The following is a 19,419-nucleotide window of genomic DNA, read 5'->3' as shown; positions in this document are numbered from 1 at the left end:
CGGTCTGCCTCCTTTAATACGATTAGATTTCACAATTTAGAAACCACCTAATCCACCGAAACCACCTAATAGTGAGCTAATGTGCTTTTGGAAGTTAGTCTGGACTTCTTGCCCAATCTGCTGTAATTCCTGATCAGATTGATCCATTACACGTACTGTATTTCCTTCTTTTAACTCAGGGAATGTGAGGTCATCAGAGAACGTGATATTCTGTTCAACATTCAGCTCGATCTCAGCCGCCATATCTCCCATCATTGGATCGTTCATACTAAGGTTTAGACCATAATCGATATTGCGATTGAAACTGTCTTCCCCTTCTTCAGTCGTCTTCATATTCACAAATCCAGAAATGCTTGGAACAGGTTGTTGCTCAAACAGATCACCAGTTAGTTCAACGTTGAAATCCGTTTTAGAACCCTCTTTTGTAAGATCAGAATTTAGAACGAGGGTCATATCGAATGACTCAGAAGGCATGTCTGAGTTCACACCAATTGTGTGGTCTATATGCATTCCATCTTTACTCGATTTTCCGTCTTCTTTATAGCTAAGGGTAAACGCACCTTCTTCGCTCTCCGGCATAAGCTTCATGTCTACACTGCTCGTATAGCGATCCTCATTCTCTTTAACATAATCACTTGTGATCTCCATCGACACTTTCTCTTCATTTTCTGGTTGAAGAGCCATGTTCCATGTTTGGTGAGCGACTAAATCGTCTTTTAGGTACGCTTCAATCGTAATACCACCAGGAATCTTGATGGAGTCAACATTTTCGATCGCTTGATTTATATCAGCTTTCATGTCTTCTCCAGATACAGAGTTGACTCCTTGCTGAAGAGCTGCTTGCTGGTCAAGGATGTCCCAAATGCGCTCATCTTCTTTTAATTGCTCAAGAACAGCAACAAGCATATCATGCGCTTCTTCTTCACTAATTTCTACGGTTACTTTATCGTATTTCTCTCCTTCAAAAGTAGCACCTTCATTAAGAGAGAACTGTTCTTCGTTTAACTGTTTCCCTAAAGTCAGTACATAATCTCGGACGATTTCTTCTGTTTCCTCAACAGTCAGTTGCGTTTGAGAATATTCCGCTATGTTCGGAAGCTCACTAAGACCTTCACTTGATTCGCCCATACGTTCTACAAATGCACCTAGTTCATCATTACCAAGCGCAAAGTACTGGTCGTATACAAACGGTGCTTGTACAGCCGCAGTTTCTTTGTTTTGGTAAAAGCTACCGTTTGCAATGCTGTTGCCTTGCATGGTTAAATCAGCACTTGCAAACGTTTCTTTTGATTCTGGGTTAATCTTTGAATTATACTCTAATTTCAGCGTGGAAAGAATTCCTTGAATCATCCCCATTTGAGGAAAAGCTTGTTGAATTTGTTGTCCATCTACTTTAAGATCCATCGTTACATTTCCATCTGTCTCATAAGCTTCTTCTAGCTGACGGTCATAAATTTCTTTATTACTTCCTGTGTACTCTTCCATACGCTCCATCTGGTCTTCCATCGTGTTCTTCTGCGCTTTCATGTACATTGTCATCGGATTTGAATCTTGTAACATTCCATACGCCGTAGCACCAAAAGCTCCAATTACGACAATCGTTAAGAGCGTAACAAGCCACTTGTTAACGCCCTTTTTCGCTTGCTGTTGATTGCTCATGTATCTCTCCCTTTCTGTCCTCCTGATAAAATGGTTAATAGTAGTTTCTACGAATATATGAGGAAAAGGTTTCACAGATTCGTAGATAATGTAAAAGCCTTACTCATTATACTATTATGTAAATTACCAGGAAAACACCGTTACAGAAAAAAGAGATAAAATAGGAAAAAAGCCTCTAAAATAGAGACTTTTCTGTTATTGATTATATAATTCTCGAATTTCTTCCATACGTGAACGATTTTTGCCAAGATCTGAATATCCTACTCGTGAAGCCGAGCGAAAATGGACTACTTTCGCTGATTCATCAAGATAAAATTCAACATCATCCGTAAAACGCATAATCTTTGTTTTAAACGTCGCATGAATGTAATCTTCTCTTTCTTCTTCTATCGAAACACGATCATACTCTTCTAGAATGGTTTTTAATTTAGCCTTTGTCTCCTCACGTGTCCCTTTGTAAGGAAGAGGCTCCATTTTTTTCGAAGCATCTTCCGCCTGAGTTGACACACAGTTTGGCGAGGAAGGGCACGCAGCTAATTTTCCATCTTGAACTCCAAGTTTAGAATTAGACAAGATCCAACACTCCTTTTTTACTAGCATACCCAAATTCACAAGCATTGCCTACTTTCTGATGGGCTATCCTTCTAAATCTATACATACTAAAAAAAAGACTTCTTCCAAGGCGTTCCCACTCCCCGCCTTAAAAGAAGTCCTTCTCATCTGTTCTTTTTCGTTCTATGTCCATCTACTTCTACTTATCTTTTCCATTACCATTACCATTACCATTACCATTACCATTATTATTGCTATTGCCTTTGTTTTTACCATTCCCGTTGTTACTGCTATTACCTTTGCCGTTATTACTGTGCTTTTTTTCACTCTTACCTTTAGCTTTATACTTATCTTCTGTTTCCTGGCTATTCAATGAGTGATAGATATTCAAGACCTGTTTCTTAATACCAGGAGGCAGTGTGTTCCAGTCATTATAAGACTGAACTTTTTTCTGTAAACCTGGTGGTAGCTCTTGAATGATTTCTTTTTTTTTCGATACAAGATCTGAAGGAAGACCCACGCTTTTCCCAGGTGGATCTTCCTTTTGCTTCTCTTGTTTCGCCCACCCTTTTTCTTTACCAGCAGGATTCACTGGATCTGTAGAAGGGGTAGATGGTTCAAGTTCTTTCTTCGTTTGAGGTTCAGATTGCTGCTTTGATTGTGGTTCAGGTTGTTGGTTTGGTTGTTCTTGTTCTTTTTCTTCTTGTTTTTCATCATTCGATGACGGTTTCGTTTCATTTTCATGAGTCGACTCTTCTTCAGATGATGAATCAGGCGCTTCTACTTGATTATAATTATAATGGCTTTTAAAGGGCTTGATTTCATTCTCGGACATCTGCAAGGTTGGATCGCTCAACATATTTTGGGAACGGGATAATTGAAGCGATTGAGCAAGCATCTTGTTCATGGATTTTCCATTACTTTCCGCTTGCTCACGGATAGATTTCGGAACGGCGAACGTCGCAATATTCATACCTGTTACCGAATGATTTTGTAAGTAGTGATCAATGGTTTTAAGAACGTCTTTCTCTTGTCTAACCGTTCCTTCATGACTGACGCCAATCATGACACTCTTTTTCTCGTTTATAAGACCAATCTCTTTGCCTGTTTCTATGACGGTATACGTCACCTTTTCAACAGCTTTATTTTCCCAGTCCGTAACCTTCTCAACAATTAAGTTAGCTTTATCATTGAGCGGCATCATCTCGATTACTTTCATCTTGTTGTTAACCTTCATCTCAATGCTTGGATTCATTTCAATGTTGACATAAGCATACGCTCGATTTGAATCGATCCAAGAATACAGGGGAAGAATCGCAATTAAGAGAGCTGCAACCATAGCGATAAAACGAACATTTGGTTTTAATACACTAGGGAATAACTGACCAAGTTCCTTACGCTCTGGTAACGGCTCAAATGAAACTTCATCTCCAGGTTGGGAAGAATGAACGGCTTTAGCTTTGTAAAAGGTACCTTCACTCGTCATTACGATGGTATATCGTCGGTGTTGTTCCATGACAACCCCTTTTTTCACAGGCCCACCCCCTTGATATAATCTTTCAAATATACGTAATCCTCATTCAAAATGATGAAAATAGCTAAAACAAACTTTCGGTTCCGTTCAAGTGTCTTCTTACTAACTTCCACTTCATTAATCAGTTGTTTCATTGGGAGTTTTCGTTTTTCAAGCACGAATTCTCTCATTTCTTCATGGTGATAAACCGTACGTGCCACGTGGATGGCTGATTCTCGCGCATCACGGTGCTTTGGTGCCACCTCTGTAAGCTCTTGAAATGAAAGTTTATACTCTTTCAACTTTTCACTGAAATCCTGTATTTCAATTCGACGGTACCAGCTTTCGGATTCAGATTGGTAACGTTCCTTAGCAGCTTTAACCTCTTGAGGGTTTTCCATTTGCTCATCATCTTCATACTCTTGATCTAAAGAAGCTACTACAGGATTATTGCGATCATAACGAATATAGTCGATGACTTTACGCTTAACTACAAGTTTAGCAAAGGAAAGGAATGAACTTCCTTTATCAGCTGAATAGGAATGCATAGCTTCATTAAAGGCCATTAAACCAATACTGAACTCATCATCTTTTGTAGGATCTATATATCTTTTACATACTTCTGATACACTTTTGGCGATAAAAGGTTGATATTTTTTAATAAGATGGTTTTGTAGCTCTTCATCACCTTCTTGAACAAGTGCTACTTGTTCTTCTAGTGACCCATCCTTTTCCTTTTTCCACAGACGTCTGATCAACCCTCGTCACCTCCAGCTATTATAAATTTCGCTTTGGCTGATCTTTTTTTGGGTGTTTTTGAGATCTTTTTTGCAGTTTTGTTACAAAAACATTTCACTTGTTGTCATAATAAAACCATGAATTTCCTATCATGGCGCAGGTTTAGCCTTAATCAATATGGGTATCATACAACATATTTCTACCTATATCTACAGTAGATTCTAACCATATTCTTACACCCCTACAGCGAGAGGCTACCTAAACGATTAGGATAAAAGTAGACTATTTTCCTTATTTACATAAAACAAGCAATGAAATGATGGGGGAGGGGGAGACTCCCGCAGGAAAGCGAGTTGTCCCTGAGCAAGCCCATGCACTCATAAACGTAACGGCCCCTTTCAGCTTAAATTTTTCATCTTCGAGCCTTCCGCATAAAGGGCTTATGTAGACAAATAATAAGAACCCTCTAAGTCTTATAAAGACTTAGAGGGTTCTTACTTATTGCCAGTATTTCGGTTTTTGGAACGCTTGATAGATCTTCTCTTCATCATCACGTGTTACAGGTTGTTCTGGGTCGTATTCTGGTGCATCTTGAATTCGCTTATAATCCAAATCAACAGGGATGCTTTTCTTTCCCCAGTCTATAGTTTCCATCCAATCTGGTGAAAGCAGAATTCGTTTCCCGCCTAGCTTCTCAACGGTTTTGACTACAACATAGCGAATTCCCCACGACTGGTTTTCAATGATGAAGTCTTCGATAAAGCCAGCTCTTCCATCAACAGCTTCTATCTGATATCCTGCTTCATCACCCTTTATTTCATTCATACTTCTGAGGTGATGATTGGGTTCTTCATTAAATTCATTTTCAGTTACAGTCGGTGTTTCTTGGGACATGTCAGACCCAACTATTTCAGGGGCTCCTGTTGTTCCCCACAAGGAGTCACCTTTCCAGTACGGAAACCAACCGTAATAATTCGCCATTTCTTGTTCTTTTTGCAGGGATACTGGAGCTTCTTCTTCTATTGTTGGAGAGTTACGTATTGATTCTTTATCGTTATCCATATGAACAAGCTGATCACTTACGTTGATTTCCTTAATGCTTGTAGGAGATAAGACAACTTTTCTCCCTGGAAGCCATTTGCGTGTATCGACGACCACATAGCGAAGTGCCCATTTCTTATCGTCGAAGTACAGATCCTTGATTTTACCAAGTTCTCCGTCTTTTGCATCTAAATGAAATTTCTCTAGTAAATTTCCTTTTAATAACAACGTTCGTCACCTCTCTAGTAGTATCGACTTTCTACTATTTATGTACCACTAGAGAACAAAACTCAAACGATTCAGTCTTCTTTGGAAGGAAGAGAAATTGGTTCATCTATATTCTGTATCTTTTCGTGGAAATACGTAATCGGCACAGCCAAGCCAACTTTCCCATGCGATTCATCCTTAATGGTTGCAAAGACTACAGCAATGACACGTCCATCCTCTGTTATAACAGGACTACCACTGTTGCCGTGATAGATAGGGGCATCAAGCATGAGAACTTGTCTTTCCCAATCACTCAAGTCTCGATAGCCAATAACCTCACCTTCATTCGCAATACCATTAAAACGAAGTGGATTTCCGATAAAGAACACATGCTCACGTTCTTCAAATGTGGTTTCTGCAGCAAGAGGAAGATAAGGCAATGACTCCCCTTCATTCGGCTCTACTTTTAATAAGGCAAGGTCTACATCCTCAAAGGTCTGAATGACTTCTCCGCCATACAGGCCCTCACCTTCAAATGCTACTGTAATAGGCATTTCATTATCGATTACATGTTCATTCGTAATGACATATCCATCCTTCGAGATTGAAAAACCTGTCCCCTTTGACTGACCTGACTCAATAACAACAACGGATTCCTGATAACGATCAATATCAGGATTTCTCATAAGTTCAGCGGACTTCACTAGGAAATCAACAGCAGGAAGAGAGAATGTTTTCGGTAAAATACCAACAATATTAATTGTCATCATAGCTGCAATCAGCCAGAACGCCCACTTAGGAAATGGTCGTTTTGGTTTTTCTTCTTCACCTTCTTCACGCTTCTCCCGTCGCTTCGCTCGTTCTTCATCTAATATCGCTTTCATTTCTTCATCATCAATATCTTCATATAAATCAGCATCAATTATATCAGCCGCGTCATCTCTATTTTTGTAATCCTCGTTCATGCTCGCCCCCCTTTAACGTACTAAAGGGTGCCAGACACCATGCGTTACTCTACTGTGTTAAAGTGTGTGTCTGTTCCCTCAAAAAAAGAAGTAGACGCTTCGGCGCCTACTTCTTATTATGCTACGAAATGATCGCTTGTTCCAGTCTGCCTTGTTGCATTTGATACATTTGTTGATAAATTCCGTTTTGTTGAAGTAAAGTTTCGTGATTCCCTTGCTCCACAATCCGGCCGTGATCAAGCACAAGAATCTGGTCTGCTTGTTGAATCGTAGACAACCGGTGAGCGATTACAAGTGTTGTTCGTCCTTTCTTTAACACTTGCAAGGCATTTTGGATCATGCTTTCCGTTTCCGTATCAATATTTGCCGTAGCTTCATCCAAAATGAGAATTGCTGGATCATAAGCTAAAGCTCTTGCAAAGGAAATAAGCTGACGCTCCCCGGCAGAGAGTGTGCTCCCCTTCTCTTTCACAGGCTCATCGTATTGGTGAGGTAACTTTTCGATAAACGTGTCAGCCCCTACCGCCTTTAGAGCTTCAATCGCTTTTTCCCTTGATATAGAGGGATCACCCATTGTCACATTCGACAAAAGGGTTCCTGTAAACAGAAATGGATCTTGTAACACAATGCCCATATGACTGCGTACTTGCTGCCTAGATAACTGTCTTGTTTCCATTCCATCAATCGTGATTGAACCTTTCTGCGGATCATAAAAACGGAATAAAAGATTCATAATAGAACTCTTTCCAGATCCCGTATGACCGACAAACGCCACCGTTTCTCCTGAATTTGCACGAAAGGTAATATTCTTCAAGACATAATCATCCGCTTCATAAGCAAAGCTTACGTCCTTAAAAGCAATATTTCCTTTATAACGTTCAATAGGATTAGATTGAACCACTTCTCCATCGTGGTCCATTAATTCAAACACTCTTGTCGCAGCCACTCGTGCTTGTTCTAACTGCGCCAGTTGATTGACCACGTCAATGACAGGCTGAAATAAACGGTTGAGATAATCTACAAACGCATATAACACACCTGCTGTTACAATTGAACCAACCCCAAGCGAAGCTCCACCAAAATACCAGATAAACGCTACAAAAGCGAGGTTTCGCAGTACATTAACTAGGTTAAAAGACGTTAACGAATTTAACTTTAACAACTTCTTTTGATACGTGTAGTGTTTCTCATTCATTAGCTCAAACTCTTCTGTCACTTGTTTCTGACGACGGAATGCTTGAATGATCGGCATTCCTTGAATAGCTTCATTAATATTCCCGTTCAGATCACTGATTGTTGAACGAATAACTTGATTGTACTTTCCCGCATACGTCTTATACAGCTTCATCCAAATAAACATAATCGGGATCAACAGTAAACAAAAAGAAGCGAGTTTCGGATCTAATAGAAATAGTGCAATGTAAATTCCCGTCATATAAATAGCGCTAGTTACAAACGTAGCCAGAACCTTTACATAAAGTTCTCGAATAGCCTCTGTATCATTCGTCACACGAGCCACGATTTTCCCTGCAGGCCGATTTATAAAGTAATCAATCGGAACGCGCTGGATATGCGCAAAGATATCATTTCGCATCCGCTTAATAATTTGATTGGAAGAGATTTGAAGCAAGTACGTCTGCCCGTATTGAAATACAGCTGCAATCATCAATAGTCCAACATACAACACAAGAAGCCAGGTAATCGCTTGTGTCTCAGGCTTGAAGAAACCGTACAATTCTCCACGACTCATTTTAGTAGCCTCAGCCGTTACGGTATCATCACTTGTCGAAACCGTGATGGTACCTTGTTCAACAGACTTTTTCCCCGAAGTTGGAACGTCAGATGGTATGAAATAATATGACTTTCCTACTTGAAGGATCGTAGCCACCTCTCCTGTCTCATCGCCTGATTTCAGACGATCTTCCCTCTTATAGAGTTCACCCTGATAGGGAACAACGTGGCGGTCGTTATTCTCTTCAACTTGAACCCAGTTTGCCTCGATTCCTAATATGTGTTCATCTATTAAGCGCTTGGCAATAAATGGACCCGTCAATTCAAGCGCAACCGCTATGGCCAGGCACAAAAGGCCAATTAAAATCGTCTTTTTACTCGTTAGCGCGTATTGAAACAACCGCTTCTCTGTCGAAGGCTTCACTGATCATCCACCTCCTCTTGATTCATTTGCTGTTTCGTAAACTGATCTTTATACCAGCCACCTAGCTTCATGAGCTCTTCATGAGTACCACGCTCTGAAATACACCCATCTTCAAGAACAATAATTTCATCAGCATGTTGTACGCCCGACAAACGATGAGCAGCTATAAATGTTGTCTTATCCTTCCGCTCTTCTTTTAGATGTTGAATAATGTTCGCTTCTGTTTTACCATCCACAGCCGACATTGAGTCATCTAAAAGGAGGATTTCAGGATCCATAATAAGGGCTCTCGCCAAGGATACACGTTGCTTTTGCCCTCCGGATAAGGTAACCCCACTCTCACCGACCTTTGTATCAAGTCCATTTGGAAGGTTATCGATATCTTTTTTCAAATAAGCCAGTTCCAGAATTCGTTCAATTTCCTCATCCGTTGCGTTATCTTGACCGAACTGAATATTCTCACGTACCGTCTTAGAGAATAGGATCTGATCCTGAGGAACATACCCAATCCAACCTCTTGAAGCTTCAAGGGATATTTCTTCAAGTGGTGTGCCAGCTACAGTTAAACGTCCTTTCATTCCAGAATAATCACGCAACAACTGACGGAAAAGTGTCGTTTTCCCAGAACCTGTTTTCCCAACAACTCCAATGGTAGAACCACGCTTCACCGTTAAATTTATATCTTGTAATTGATCCCGATCAGTATCCGGATACCGAAACGTAACATGATCGAAATGGACAATACTTGGCATTGGGACATGCTTAGGATGTTCCGGGTCTTTGACATCAGCTTCATAGCCAAGAGTATCGTTTACTCTGTCCAGGGAGGCATTCCCCCGTTGCATGACATTAATCAGTTCTCCAACAGCAAACATTGGCCAAATCAACATTCCAAGGTAAACGTTAAACGAAACAAGCTGGCCAAGCGTAATCACATTGCCAAATACAAGGTTAGCACCATATCCGAGTCCAATTGTATAAGAAAGGCCTACAAGAATTTTGATCGTAGGTTCAAACATTGCATCAATCTTAGCAACTTCCACGTTCTTCTCATACACATCGTGCGTCATATTACGAAACCGTTCTTCATCCTCTCTTTCCTGAACGAATGCACGGATTACCCGCACACCTCTTACGGACTCTAATACGTTGTCATTCATATCACCAAACGCATCTTGTGCTTTTGTGAATCGGTCGTGAATGGTCTTGCCATATCGATTCATCATTAATGCCATAATGGGTAACGGTATGAGAGCTGCGAGTGTAAGCTTCCAACTAATCGTAAAGACCATAACGCCCACGATCATAATCATGAAAAAAGTTGAATCTACAAGTGTTAATATCCCAAATCCAGCTGTCATTGAGATCGCTTTCAAATCATTTGTAGACCTCGCCATTAAGTCTCCCGTTCGATATTTGCCGAAAAAAGTTGGCGTCATAGCCAGGAAGTGTTGCATTAAATTAGAACGTTTCTTCCGCTCTAGAATCATCGCTCCACCAAATAATAAAAAACCCCAATAATACGAAACAACATAACTCACCACGAGAATCATTAAATACCAAACAATCAACTCTGTTAACTTCTCTCTTGTTAACGTTTCAAACTGAATGCCATCAATAGCTGCTCCGATTAATTTCGGGGGTAGAATATCAATAGCACTCACAAAGACTAATAAAATAATAGCAATTGAATACCTGATCCAATACTCTTTAAAAAACCAATTTAATTTCCCTAAAACCGAAAACATATTGTCACCAACTTTCAATTATTCGTTTGTTAGCCGCCTTCCATCTCCTGCTTTGATCCATACACACGAATGCTTCTTTCCATAATGAACGCCTCCTAAAATTTTTTATAGATGAAGCAGACAAGCTGCTTAACCTCATTAAACACAAAAAAGCACATACGTTAGTCTCTTAACGTATGTGCTAAAGGCACAAAAAAAGAGGCTACGATCTTGTCGTAACCTCTAAAATGTCTCAAAATGAACAGAAAAGATACCTTAAGACCGGAATCTTTTACGAGAAGGATGAGGTCACGTAATTATTCATATTCATGGCAATCATAATTACAATTTTACGGTTGTTCATTTTGATGTGACCTCCCTTTCATAAATAGTGTTTAAAGTATATAATTTTCAAAATCTTAAGTCAATAACTTTCCACGATTTTCTTTTTTACTATATGAGTTTCTCACAAGTTTATGACAGCTCAAATTAAAATTACTGTAAAGGAACGCCCTCGCCAAGGAAGATGACCCCTACTAAAGAGGCGACAATAATGAGTACGAATACAATAGACAAAGACCTGGACACGTTAGCTCTCTGAACTTCTTTCCAACGCACAGGGCGAATACCTGCTAAAGAGAAAACGATAACTGCTGATAGTAATATACACATAATATTGACCGTTACAAGCAGAAAGGAACCATACGCCTCTCCCCATAACCCTTTGCCGATTGACATTCCCAGTGCAACATTAGGTGGTAATAGAGCAACTGCGACCATCACCCCAACTAAGTTTCCCGCTTTTCGGTTCAACGTAGCAATGGCACCTGCTCCTCCAGCTGCGAGGGCTAAGAAGAAATCAGATCCTGTAACTCCCGTCCTAGAAGTATATTGGGAAGACTCGCCGCTCATATGAAAGATAAAGTTGAAAAGAATAGCCATCACGACCACAATAGCTACCCCCACAAAAGAAGTTAAAGCCGCCTTCCCAAGCAATTTGTAATCTCCTAGAATGGCAGCGAAAGCAGTTGCAATAACCGGTCCGATCAGAGGTGCTATTACCATCGACCCAATCACGACTGCATCACTGTCTTTAATAAACCCCATAGACCCCACTATGGCAGAGAAAAAAATCATAAGAGAATAATTTAAGGTCGTGACACTATTACGTTCTACAAATGATATAAGTTCTTGTCGGCTTGCTCGAAGAAGAATTTGCTTCTCTTCCTCATCCGCATCTTCTTTTGTTGTCTCTTCTTCACTTTCACTATTTAACGTCTGGCGTGATAAATACGTTCGAACCGGAATCAGCATCGTTTCAAATCCGTCTACAACATTTGAAACACTCTCTAAATAATTTAAAATCTCTTCCACTTCATCTGAGTCTACTAAGATGCGAATAAGCATTCTCTCTTCTGACTCACTCGACACCCAATAAGAAGTGTGAGGCTGTTCTTGTAATTTCTCATTGACCTTTTCGAAATGTTTATCAGGGATATACGCTTCAATTAATTGCAGGCTCATCGCGACCTCGCCCTTTTCATCTAGATTCGCTTTCGTTCAGTTAGTATCGGAGAAAACGAATATTCCTATGTATTTTTAGGACAAAATCCTACTACGAACCTCTTCGGAATCACATAAAGAATCTTTTTTCTTTGCACCTTATAAATTATGGAATTCTCCTTATACTAACAAAAAATGCTGGATAAAAAGGAGGATCGAAATGCGCCGTTCTGTTCAGAAAAAGAAAAAAGCAAGTGATACATTTCCTTGTACGATTGAAGAGTTAAAGAAAAAGCTATCCTCCATGTTGCAGGATAGTCCAGACTTGAATTTTTCCACTTATACGTTAGGCCAAAAACGAGTTATAGTCTTCTACTTTACGTACCAGATTAACAAAGAACATCTACACAGAAGCATATTAGATACACTTTTGGCCTCTCAAGATAAAACATGGGATGCTAAGATGATTCAAAACGAAGTTCCTCTAGCTTCTAGCACTTTACACGACACGCTTATATCAGTAGCAAAAGAACTCATACAAGGCGGTGTTGGAATTTATGTAGACGAAGACGACCAACCGCTTACGTATTATATCCCAGAACAAGCAAGACGTGCAGTATCACGTGCAGAAAATGAATCACTTGTACTCGGTCCTCAAATTGCTTTTACTGAGTCTATGGTGACGAACTTAAATATTATTAGATGGCGGTTAGATACTCCGGAATTCAAAACAGAGAAGTTAATCATAGGAACCGAAATACCTACCGAAGTTCGTATCGTTTACTTAAAGAACATAGCCAATGACGATTTAATCAATACAGTTCGCCAGCGTCTAGAAGATTTAGATGTGAACGACGTAATGGATAGCAATGTGCTAGCGCAATATATTGAAGATCGGTCCACGAGCATTTTTCCGCAGCTCTTAACGACAGAACTTCCGGACAGATTCTGTAATTCCATTATTAACGGTAAAGTTGGAATTATGGTAGATAAAAGCCCAACGGTTCTCATTACGCCTGCAACTTTATTTAGTTTTTTAGAATCTACTGAAGATATTTATTTCAGATGGAATATAGGGACATTTCTTCGTATAATGCGTTTAGCCGCAATGTTTCTGTCAATTTTACTAACCCCTGCATATGTAGCAGCTCTATCGTTTCACGTGGAAGTCATTCCTTCCTCCCTTCTTGTCTCATTGGGACAATCGAGGGCTAACGTTCCTTTCCCGCCTGTCTTTGAAGCATTGCTTCTAGAATTATTAATTGAGCTACTTCGTGAGGCAGGGGCACGGTTACCGACAAAAGTTGGTCAGACAATGGGTATTGTGGGAGGTATTGTATTAGGTCAGGCTGCCGTTAAAGCAGGGTTTACGAGTAATATCTTAATCATCATAGTAGCATTAAGCGCATTAGCTTCCTTTACAGCGCCAAGTTATATGATGGGGGGAGCGATACGAGTCATTCGATTTCCGATGATTATATTATCTGGATTGTGGGGTCTCTTAGGGATCTTTCTTGGATTATCGTTTCTCGTTATTCATTTACTTAAAGTATCGTCAATCGGTACACCATACTTATCTCCTTTGTATCCGTTCCATTTCGCAGACCTCGATAATTCGATCGTCCGTCTTCCATGGTCACGAGCGAACAAACGACCAACAGTAAATGAAACAAAAAAGCCTGTGAAATTCTCTCAGAAAGAAGCCAAGAAGAAAAGAGATATTGATGAGTAGGGATGCATTATGAAAATACAACTTCAAGTACCAGTAGGTATACAAATCCAAGCTTTCTACCTCTTCTTCCTGATTCACACTATTCAAGTTGGCTCAGGCATTATGGGGGTATCAACGCATATATACGGTCAAGCAAAACAAGATGCTTGGATCTCAGTTATAGTAGCAGGTGTTGGGATGAGCATAAGCGTATTTTGTATGAGCAAGATCTTACAGCAATATGAAAGCGCCGATCTACCCGGGATTCAAGTAGATGTCTTTGGAAAGATTGTAGGGAAAATATTAGGGACTTTTGTTGCACTGTATTTCTTCTGCTTCCTAATTACGCTTCTGCTTAACTATATTGAAGTCGTTCAGGTTTTTTTATTTCCAACCATTCCAACATGGCTTGTATGTTTGTTCTTATTATCACTCGTTGTATATGCCGTACTCGGTGGAGTACGTGTAATTGTTGGGGTTTCATTTCTGTTTTTTGTTGGAACGGCTTGGCTGATAATTGTTTTATATGAGCCACTTACCCTCATGGAATGGAATCACTTCCTCCCAACCTTAGGGAATTCCTATACTGATATCTTAAAAGGGGCATATAAGACGACATACTCCTTGATTGGATTTGAAGCATTATTGTTTATCTATCCATACGTACAAAATAAACAAAAAGCTCATTTAGCTGCTCAACAAGCTGTATGGGGAACAACAATCCTAACCTTATTTGTCGTTGTGATAACGGTTGGTTATTTTAGTGGTCCTCAATTAGAACGCTTGATTTGGCCCACTCTTTCCATGTTTAAGATCATTCAGTTCTCTTTTGTAGAACGATTTGACATTATTGCTGTAGGGCTATGGATGATGATTATATTACCGAACATGGTCACTGCCATGTGGCTATGTACACATACGTTTAAGAGGGTATATGGTTTAAGGCAAAAACAAGTTTTGTACGTAGCTGCAGGTTTACTCTTCTTTGGAACAGTTCTATTTCAGGATCGCCTGCAGATTAATTATTTCACTGATATATTAGCAACAACGGGTTTTTATTTTGCGTTTGTATACCCAGTTGTCCTGTTACCTATTGTTCTGATTAAGAACTACATCCGCAGAAAGCGAGGAACTTCACAATGAAAAAGCTTATTTGTATCCTTTGTGTCCTCGTCCTTCTTACGGGGTGCGTAGAAAGAAAGTATATTGAACGACTGGGTATCATAACGGTAATTGGATATGATTTATTAGAGGAAGGATTCTTGGAGGGAACGCTGATCTTCTTTCAATTTGATCCAAACGCTAATAGTGTCTCACAAATTATTACAAGTCGTGCAAACTCTGCAAAAGGAATTCGCCAGGATGCAAATCTAAAGTCAAGTAAGCAACTCGTATCAGGTCAGCTACGCCTTGCTGTATTCGGATCCAAGCTAGCTGAAAAAGGAATTATGAGAGTAACCGATACCCTTGCACGTGATGCGGCTGTTTCTGACTTGTTATACATGACCATTGCAGAGGAAGATGCTAAAGCAATCCTTTCGTCCAATAAAATGGAGGATGCAGCTGATATTGGGAACTACTTAAACAGCATGATTCGCAAAAACATCCGAAACGAAGTACTTCCTTACAGTACGCTTCACCAATTTCAACACGATTACTATGACTTGGGACGAGACCCTATCCTGCCTATGCTCAACCTAGAGGATGGTAAGCCAGTATTACGTCACTTGGCTCTAATGCAAGATGATCGTCTTGTTGGAAAGCTTCCGGTTAAAAAAGGGTTCTACTTAAAACTTATTGAATCACGTTTTGAGGCAGGACATTTAGAAGTTGGTTTACCTCGTGAGAAATTCAAACAGTACTTCAAATCCAATCGAAATCACGAAGAAATTGACCAGATGTTTGTAACATTTGATGAAATTAATAGTAAAAGTAAAATAAAGCTTACCTCACCTGATTCTTTACATTTTAATCTTGATATTACGCTTGAAGGACGAATTCTAGAAATTTCAGACGACTTAAAAATTCAAGATCCTAAGCTGGTTAAACTGCTAGAGAAGGAATTCGCTTCTTTAATCGAGGATGAAATCGAAAGTGTATTAGAAGTGTTTAAAGAAAATCAGGTAGATCCTATTGGCCTTGGCCAAATCTACAATACGCACAGGCCTTTAAAGGAAAAAGGAGAATGGCGAAAGATGTTACCAGACATAACCTTTGATGCAAATGTAAAGACCAGAATCGTACGCCACGGGATTATCAAATAATTGAGAAAGCCACTTTCGTATACAAAAGTGGCTCTAATTATATTAGGTGTTATAATCGAATTCATCCGGATGAGGTCCGTTACGCTCTCCCGTATTCAGTTCATCAATTTGTTTCATTTCTTCAGATGTTAACTCAAAATCAAAGATATCTGCATTTTCTTTTTGACGATGAGATTTCGTGGACTTCGGTATCGTGATAATTCCATGTTGCACGTCCCAACGCAAGATAATCTGAGCTGGTGTCTTACCATACTTTTCAGCTAAATTCTGTAATACTTCATCATCAAAATACTTACCACGAGCAAGAGGAGACCAAGCTTCCACCTTAATATCACGCTGCGTGCAGAAATCTCTAAGTGCAGGCTCAGCTAAACGCGGATGAAGTTCTACCTGATCAACGACTGGTTTAATTACAGCATCTTCAAGCAGGTCTTCCAAATGATGCTCCAGAAAGTTACTCACGCCTATCGCTTTTACCTTGCCATCCTTATATAGCTTCTCTAATGCTTTCCACGTATCTTTGTATTTCCCTGGTACGGGCCAATGGATTAAATAAAGATCTAGATATTCAAGACCAAGCTTCTCCATACTTCGGTCAAAAGCTGCTAATGTCTCTTCATACCCTTGCTCATCATTCCAAACTTTCGTAGTAACAAACAACTCTTCACGGGGAACAGATGTCTCCTTAATTGCTTGACCTACCCCTTCTTCATTCTTATAGAAAGAAGCTGTATCGATACTACGATAACCAATATCGATTGCTGAAAGAACCGCCTCTTTCACATCGCTTCCTTCTTCCATCTTATACACACCAAGACCCACTCTTGGCATCTTTACGCCATTGTTTAACGTTGTTGTAGATTGTAAATTCATAGGATTAAGTCCCCTTTCTATCATGCTTGTTACCCGTTGATCATACCCCTCACACGTAATAAATACAATTCATCCACATCTGATTCAACACACTAATGGAATAAAACGTGCCAGACACCCTTTAGCTAACTAAAGGGTGTCTGGCACTTGGTAGTAATCTGGGCGAACTCGGTGAAGCAGAAAATTCTTTGGATCCTTACTCCATAATTGTAGTCTGTGAAGCGGTCTTGTCATCGCAACGTACAATAACTTTCGATCTAATTCAGTTGACTCATAACCTTCTTGCAAATTCACTAAGAAGACGCAATCAAACTCTAGTCCTTTCGCTAAATATACAGGGAGAATAATGACGCGATCTTTCTCCATCTCTTCTTGTCCCTGAACGAGCTGAATCTCTTCTTCAGGAAAATAAAGAGACATGTGTTCATAAATGGCTTTGCACTCTTTAATGGTCTTCCCAATGATCGTAAAGCTTTTAAACCCTTTCTCACTAAGCTTCATAAACTCTTCGTATAACGCCTTTTCCCAATCTTCTTTCAAAGTCGAATAGAAGATTGGTTTCTCCCCATGCCTCACCACAGGCTCAGCCTGTGGCAGTGGTTCGTCCATCAAATTCAAAATATCATTAGCGGTTTGCATAATCTCAATTGTGGTTCGGTACGTCTTCTGTAACGTTAAGTAATTAGGCTCCCTAAACACATGTTCTAAAATAGGTTGCCACTTTTTTAACCCACGATATTGATAAATACCTTGAGCTAGATCCCCAACAATCGTAAATAAATCTGTATTCAATGCTCTCTTCAAGCTAACAAACTCCATATACGAATAATCTTGTGCTTCATCCATTACGACTTTTTTTGCTCTATAATCAGGATCAAGCCCATATAAGTTTGCATGCAGATACAGCAACATTGCTAAATCCTCAGCGTCTATCTTATTTTTATTGAGCTGTTGAAGCGTGTGCGACCTCATAAACTGGCGGTCTGCTTTCGACAGGTGCTTCTCAAGTAATGTGTCAAAGAGCTCTTCTTCATAAAAGCGTGTAAAGTATTCACTCAAAGAAGCATTAGGGTACTGTTTCATATAATCACGAACAGCCTTTTTAGATTCCGTTTCAATTTGTTTTAGTTTCGCATCTTTCTGATCCAAAAGAAAGCTTACGCGTCGCTTTCGTTTGTCAGCATCTTTTATGCCATACAGGGCGCGATCAAGCTCATCATCATATTTCTTCGTCATTTTCTCGAGCATGACTTTCTTTTTTCGTCTTACATCACTTATAAGGATCTGACGAATCTTTTCTTTTCGCTTATAAAATGGTAAGTAGGAATAGTCTTCTAAAAAGAGCTTCTTCATCTTCTTCCCATTTACTACGCGGAATCCAGCAATTTTCAGATCATCTTCCACTAAAAATTCTTTCTTCACATGTTGCAGAAAATGATCGAGTACATTCTGTAACGGCATAGACCCTTTCCATTCTGCCATCTTCAATATGGCCTCTTCCTCACCGGAATGTTCTAATACATTCATTAGCGTCTCATGTTGTGTTTGTACAGAGAACGTATGTCCCGTAATAAGCTGGACATAGTCTACAAACGTTGTCGACCTTGCTTTTTCTACTCCTAATTCAGGAAGAACCTCTTTCATATAATCAATGAATAAACGGTTTGGAGCTAGTATTAGCATTTCCTCAGGTCGAAAAATATCTTGTAGTGTATATAAGAAATAGGAAACTCGGTGCAGAGCAATCGTTGTCTTCCCACTCCCAGCAGCCCCCTGCACAACAATTGGCTTGCGGAGGTCAGCACGGATGACACGATTTTGTTCTTCTTGAATGGTCGAAACGATTTCAGTTAAACGATGGTCGGCGTTCTGGGATAAAGAGTCCTGAAGTAAGTCATCTTTTGTAGTGATATCAATATCCCTAAAGTCAAGGAGTTCTCCTTCTTCAATGGAATACTGACGCTTTAAGGAAACATTCCCCTCATACCATTCACCATGCGCCTCATAGCTCACATCCCCCACACGACCCTCGTAGTAGACGTTTGCAAGCGGCGAGCGCCAATCAAGAATAATCGGTTGTTGGGTTTCACGGTCGAACAAGGACACTTTCCCAATATAAAATATTTCACGTTCTGGTTTCTCTTTTCGATGATAGTCAATGCGGGCGAAATACGGTTTCTTTCGGAGTTTCTTGAGGTTTTCTAGCTGATCTTTGGACATCTTCATGAAGTTCGCATGGGTAAGCATGTCCTGGTACTTTAAACTACTGTCCTTAAAATCAAGAGAGGCTACTGTACTCTCCTGACGTTTCTTCAACGTTTCCTGATCCGATTGCTGGGCAGCTATAACGGAATCCATATACACTTTAGTAAACGTTAAACGATCTAGTTCTTCTTGATAATCAGGATGTTCTTTCATCTGCCATTCTCCTTTCACAAGTGTGATGTGAATGACGAGTCGGACGTGGTAGAGCACATACAATTCCGAAGCAACGTACCTACTCTAGCACAT

14 protein-coding genes are annotated in these 19,419 nt (G+C 39.9%); 3 read left to right on the top strand and 11 right to left on the bottom strand.

What is annotated here, in order from left to right:
• Nucleotides 1-36 precede the first annotated feature (36 nt).
• The 9 genes from IMZ31_RS03295 to IMZ31_RS03255 form a co-directional block, all read right to left on the bottom strand.
• The gene (locus tag IMZ31_RS03295) at nt 37-1,659 is read right to left on the bottom strand and encodes a DUF6583 family protein (RefSeq protein ID WP_207529197.1); all 1,623 of its coding nucleotides are present in this window, start codon (nt 1,657-1,659) and stop codon (nt 37-39) included.
• A 195-nt stretch (nt 1,660-1,854) separates the two neighbouring features.
• Complete coding sequence (locus IMZ31_RS03290; RefSeq protein WP_242705628.1) at nt 1,855-2,232, bottom strand: DUF1499 domain-containing protein; 378 nt, start codon at nt 2,230-2,232, stop codon at nt 1,855-1,857.
• Between the two features lie 178 nt (nt 2,233-2,410).
• Nucleotides 2,411-3,745 (bottom strand): anti-sigma factor domain-containing protein, encoded by a 1,335-nt coding sequence (locus IMZ31_RS03285; protein ID WP_207529196.1) that lies wholly within the window; start codon nt 3,743-3,745, stop codon nt 2,411-2,413.
• Nucleotides 3,742-4,482, bottom strand: a complete 741-nt coding sequence (gene sigI, locus IMZ31_RS03280) for an RNA polymerase sigma factor SigI (RefSeq protein ID WP_207529195.1) — start codon at nt 4,480-4,482, stop codon at nt 3,742-3,744. The genes IMZ31_RS03285 and sigI overlap by 4 nt, the downstream gene beginning before the upstream one ends.
• A gap of 478 nt (nt 4,483-4,960) precedes the next feature.
• The gene (locus IMZ31_RS03275) at nt 4,961-5,731 is read right to left on the bottom strand and encodes a PRC-barrel domain-containing protein (RefSeq protein WP_207529194.1); all 771 of its coding nucleotides are present in this window, start codon (nt 5,729-5,731) and stop codon (nt 4,961-4,963) included.
• A gap of 71 nt (nt 5,732-5,802) precedes the next feature.
• Nucleotides 5,803-6,675, bottom strand: coding sequence for a S1 family peptidase (locus tag IMZ31_RS03270; RefSeq protein ID WP_207529193.1), 873 nt, complete (start codon nt 6,673-6,675; stop codon nt 5,803-5,805).
• A 121-nt stretch (nt 6,676-6,796) separates the two neighbouring features.
• Nucleotides 6,797-8,830 carry an ABC transporter ATP-binding protein gene (locus IMZ31_RS03265; RefSeq protein WP_207529192.1) on the bottom strand — a complete coding sequence of 678 codons (2,034 nt, stop codon included), beginning with the start codon at nt 8,828-8,830 and terminating at the stop codon, nt 6,797-6,799.
• Nucleotides 8,827-10,578: an ABC transporter ATP-binding protein gene (locus IMZ31_RS03260; protein ID WP_207529191.1), complete on the bottom strand. Its 1,752-nt coding sequence runs from the start codon at nt 10,576-10,578 to the stop codon at nt 8,827-8,829. The genes IMZ31_RS03265 and IMZ31_RS03260 overlap by 4 nt, the downstream gene beginning before the upstream one ends.
• A 474-nt stretch (nt 10,579-11,052) precedes the next feature.
• On the bottom strand, nt 11,053-12,081 hold the full coding sequence (locus tag IMZ31_RS03255; RefSeq protein WP_207529190.1) for a TIGR00341 family protein: 1,029 nt from the start codon (nt 12,079-12,081) through the stop codon (nt 11,053-11,055).
• Between the two features lie 199 nt (nt 12,082-12,280).
• On the opposite strand from IMZ31_RS03255, the gene IMZ31_RS03250 reads away from it, so the two are divergent.
• The 3 genes from IMZ31_RS03250 to IMZ31_RS03240 are packed head-to-tail and all read left to right on the top strand — an operon-like array spanning nt 12,281 to nt 16,035.
• The gene (locus IMZ31_RS03250; RefSeq protein WP_207529189.1) at nt 12,281-13,792 is read left to right on the top strand and encodes a spore germination protein; all 1,512 of its coding nucleotides are present in this window, start codon (nt 12,281-12,283) and stop codon (nt 13,790-13,792) included.
• Between the two features lie 9 nt (nt 13,793-13,801).
• Complete coding sequence (locus tag IMZ31_RS03245; protein ID WP_207529188.1) at nt 13,802-14,914, top strand: GerAB/ArcD/ProY family transporter; 1,113 nt, start codon at nt 13,802-13,804, stop codon at nt 14,912-14,914.
• On the top strand, nt 14,911-16,035 hold the full coding sequence (locus IMZ31_RS03240) for a Ger(x)C family spore germination protein (protein ID WP_207529187.1): 1,125 nt from the start codon (nt 14,911-14,913) through the stop codon (nt 16,033-16,035). The genes IMZ31_RS03245 and IMZ31_RS03240 overlap by 4 nt, the downstream gene beginning before the upstream one ends.
• Before the next feature lie 42 nt (nt 16,036-16,077).
• On the opposite strand, the gene IMZ31_RS03235 is transcribed toward IMZ31_RS03240, so the two are convergent.
• On the bottom strand, nt 16,078-16,908 hold the full coding sequence (locus IMZ31_RS03235; protein ID WP_207529186.1) for an aldo/keto reductase: 831 nt from the start codon (nt 16,906-16,908) through the stop codon (nt 16,078-16,080).
• 129 nt (nt 16,909-17,037) lie between these two features.
• Complete coding sequence (helD, locus tag IMZ31_RS03230) at nt 17,038-19,326, bottom strand: RNA polymerase recycling motor HelD (RefSeq protein ID WP_207529185.1); 2,289 nt, start codon at nt 19,324-19,326, stop codon at nt 17,038-17,040.
• Nucleotides 19,327-19,419 lie beyond the last annotated feature (93 nt).

Source organism: Pontibacillus sp. ALD_SL1 (assembly GCF_017355605.1).
The sequence above is the reverse complement of the archived record's forward strand: the minus strand, read 5'-3'. Positions and strand labels throughout refer to the sequence as shown.

What these genes read in the sequence shown, in the direction of transcription:
- IMZ31_RS03295 (WP_207529197.1), bottom strand. Translation starts at nt 1,659, where the DNA reads ATGAGCAATCAACAGCAAGCGAAAAAGGGCGTTAACAAGTGGCTTGTT.
- IMZ31_RS03270 (WP_207529193.1), bottom strand. Translation starts at nt 6,675, where the DNA reads ATGAACGAGGATTACAAAAATAGAGATGACGCGGCTGATATAATTGAT.
- IMZ31_RS03260 (WP_207529191.1), bottom strand. Translation starts at nt 10,578, where the DNA reads ATGTTTTCGGTTTTAGGGAAATTAAATTGGTTTTTTAAAGAGTATTGG.
- IMZ31_RS03255 (WP_207529190.1), bottom strand. Translation starts at nt 12,081, where the DNA reads ATGAGCCTGCAATTAATTGAAGCGTATATCCCTGATAAACATTTCGAA.
- IMZ31_RS03250 (WP_207529189.1), top strand. Translation starts at nt 12,281, where the DNA reads ATGCGCCGTTCTGTTCAGAAAAAGAAAAAAGCAAGTGATACATTTCCT.
- IMZ31_RS03245 (WP_207529188.1), top strand. Translation starts at nt 13,802, where the DNA reads ATGAAAATACAACTTCAAGTACCAGTAGGTATACAAATCCAAGCTTTC.
- IMZ31_RS03240 (WP_207529187.1), top strand. Translation starts at nt 14,911, where the DNA reads ATGAAAAAGCTTATTTGTATCCTTTGTGTCCTCGTCCTTCTTACGGGG.
- IMZ31_RS03235 (WP_207529186.1), bottom strand. Translation starts at nt 16,908, where the DNA reads ATGAATTTACAATCTACAACAACGTTAAACAATGGCGTAAAGATGCCA.
- helD (WP_207529185.1), bottom strand. Translation starts at nt 19,326, where the DNA reads ATGAAAGAACATCCTGATTATCAAGAAGAACTAGATCGTTTAACGTTT.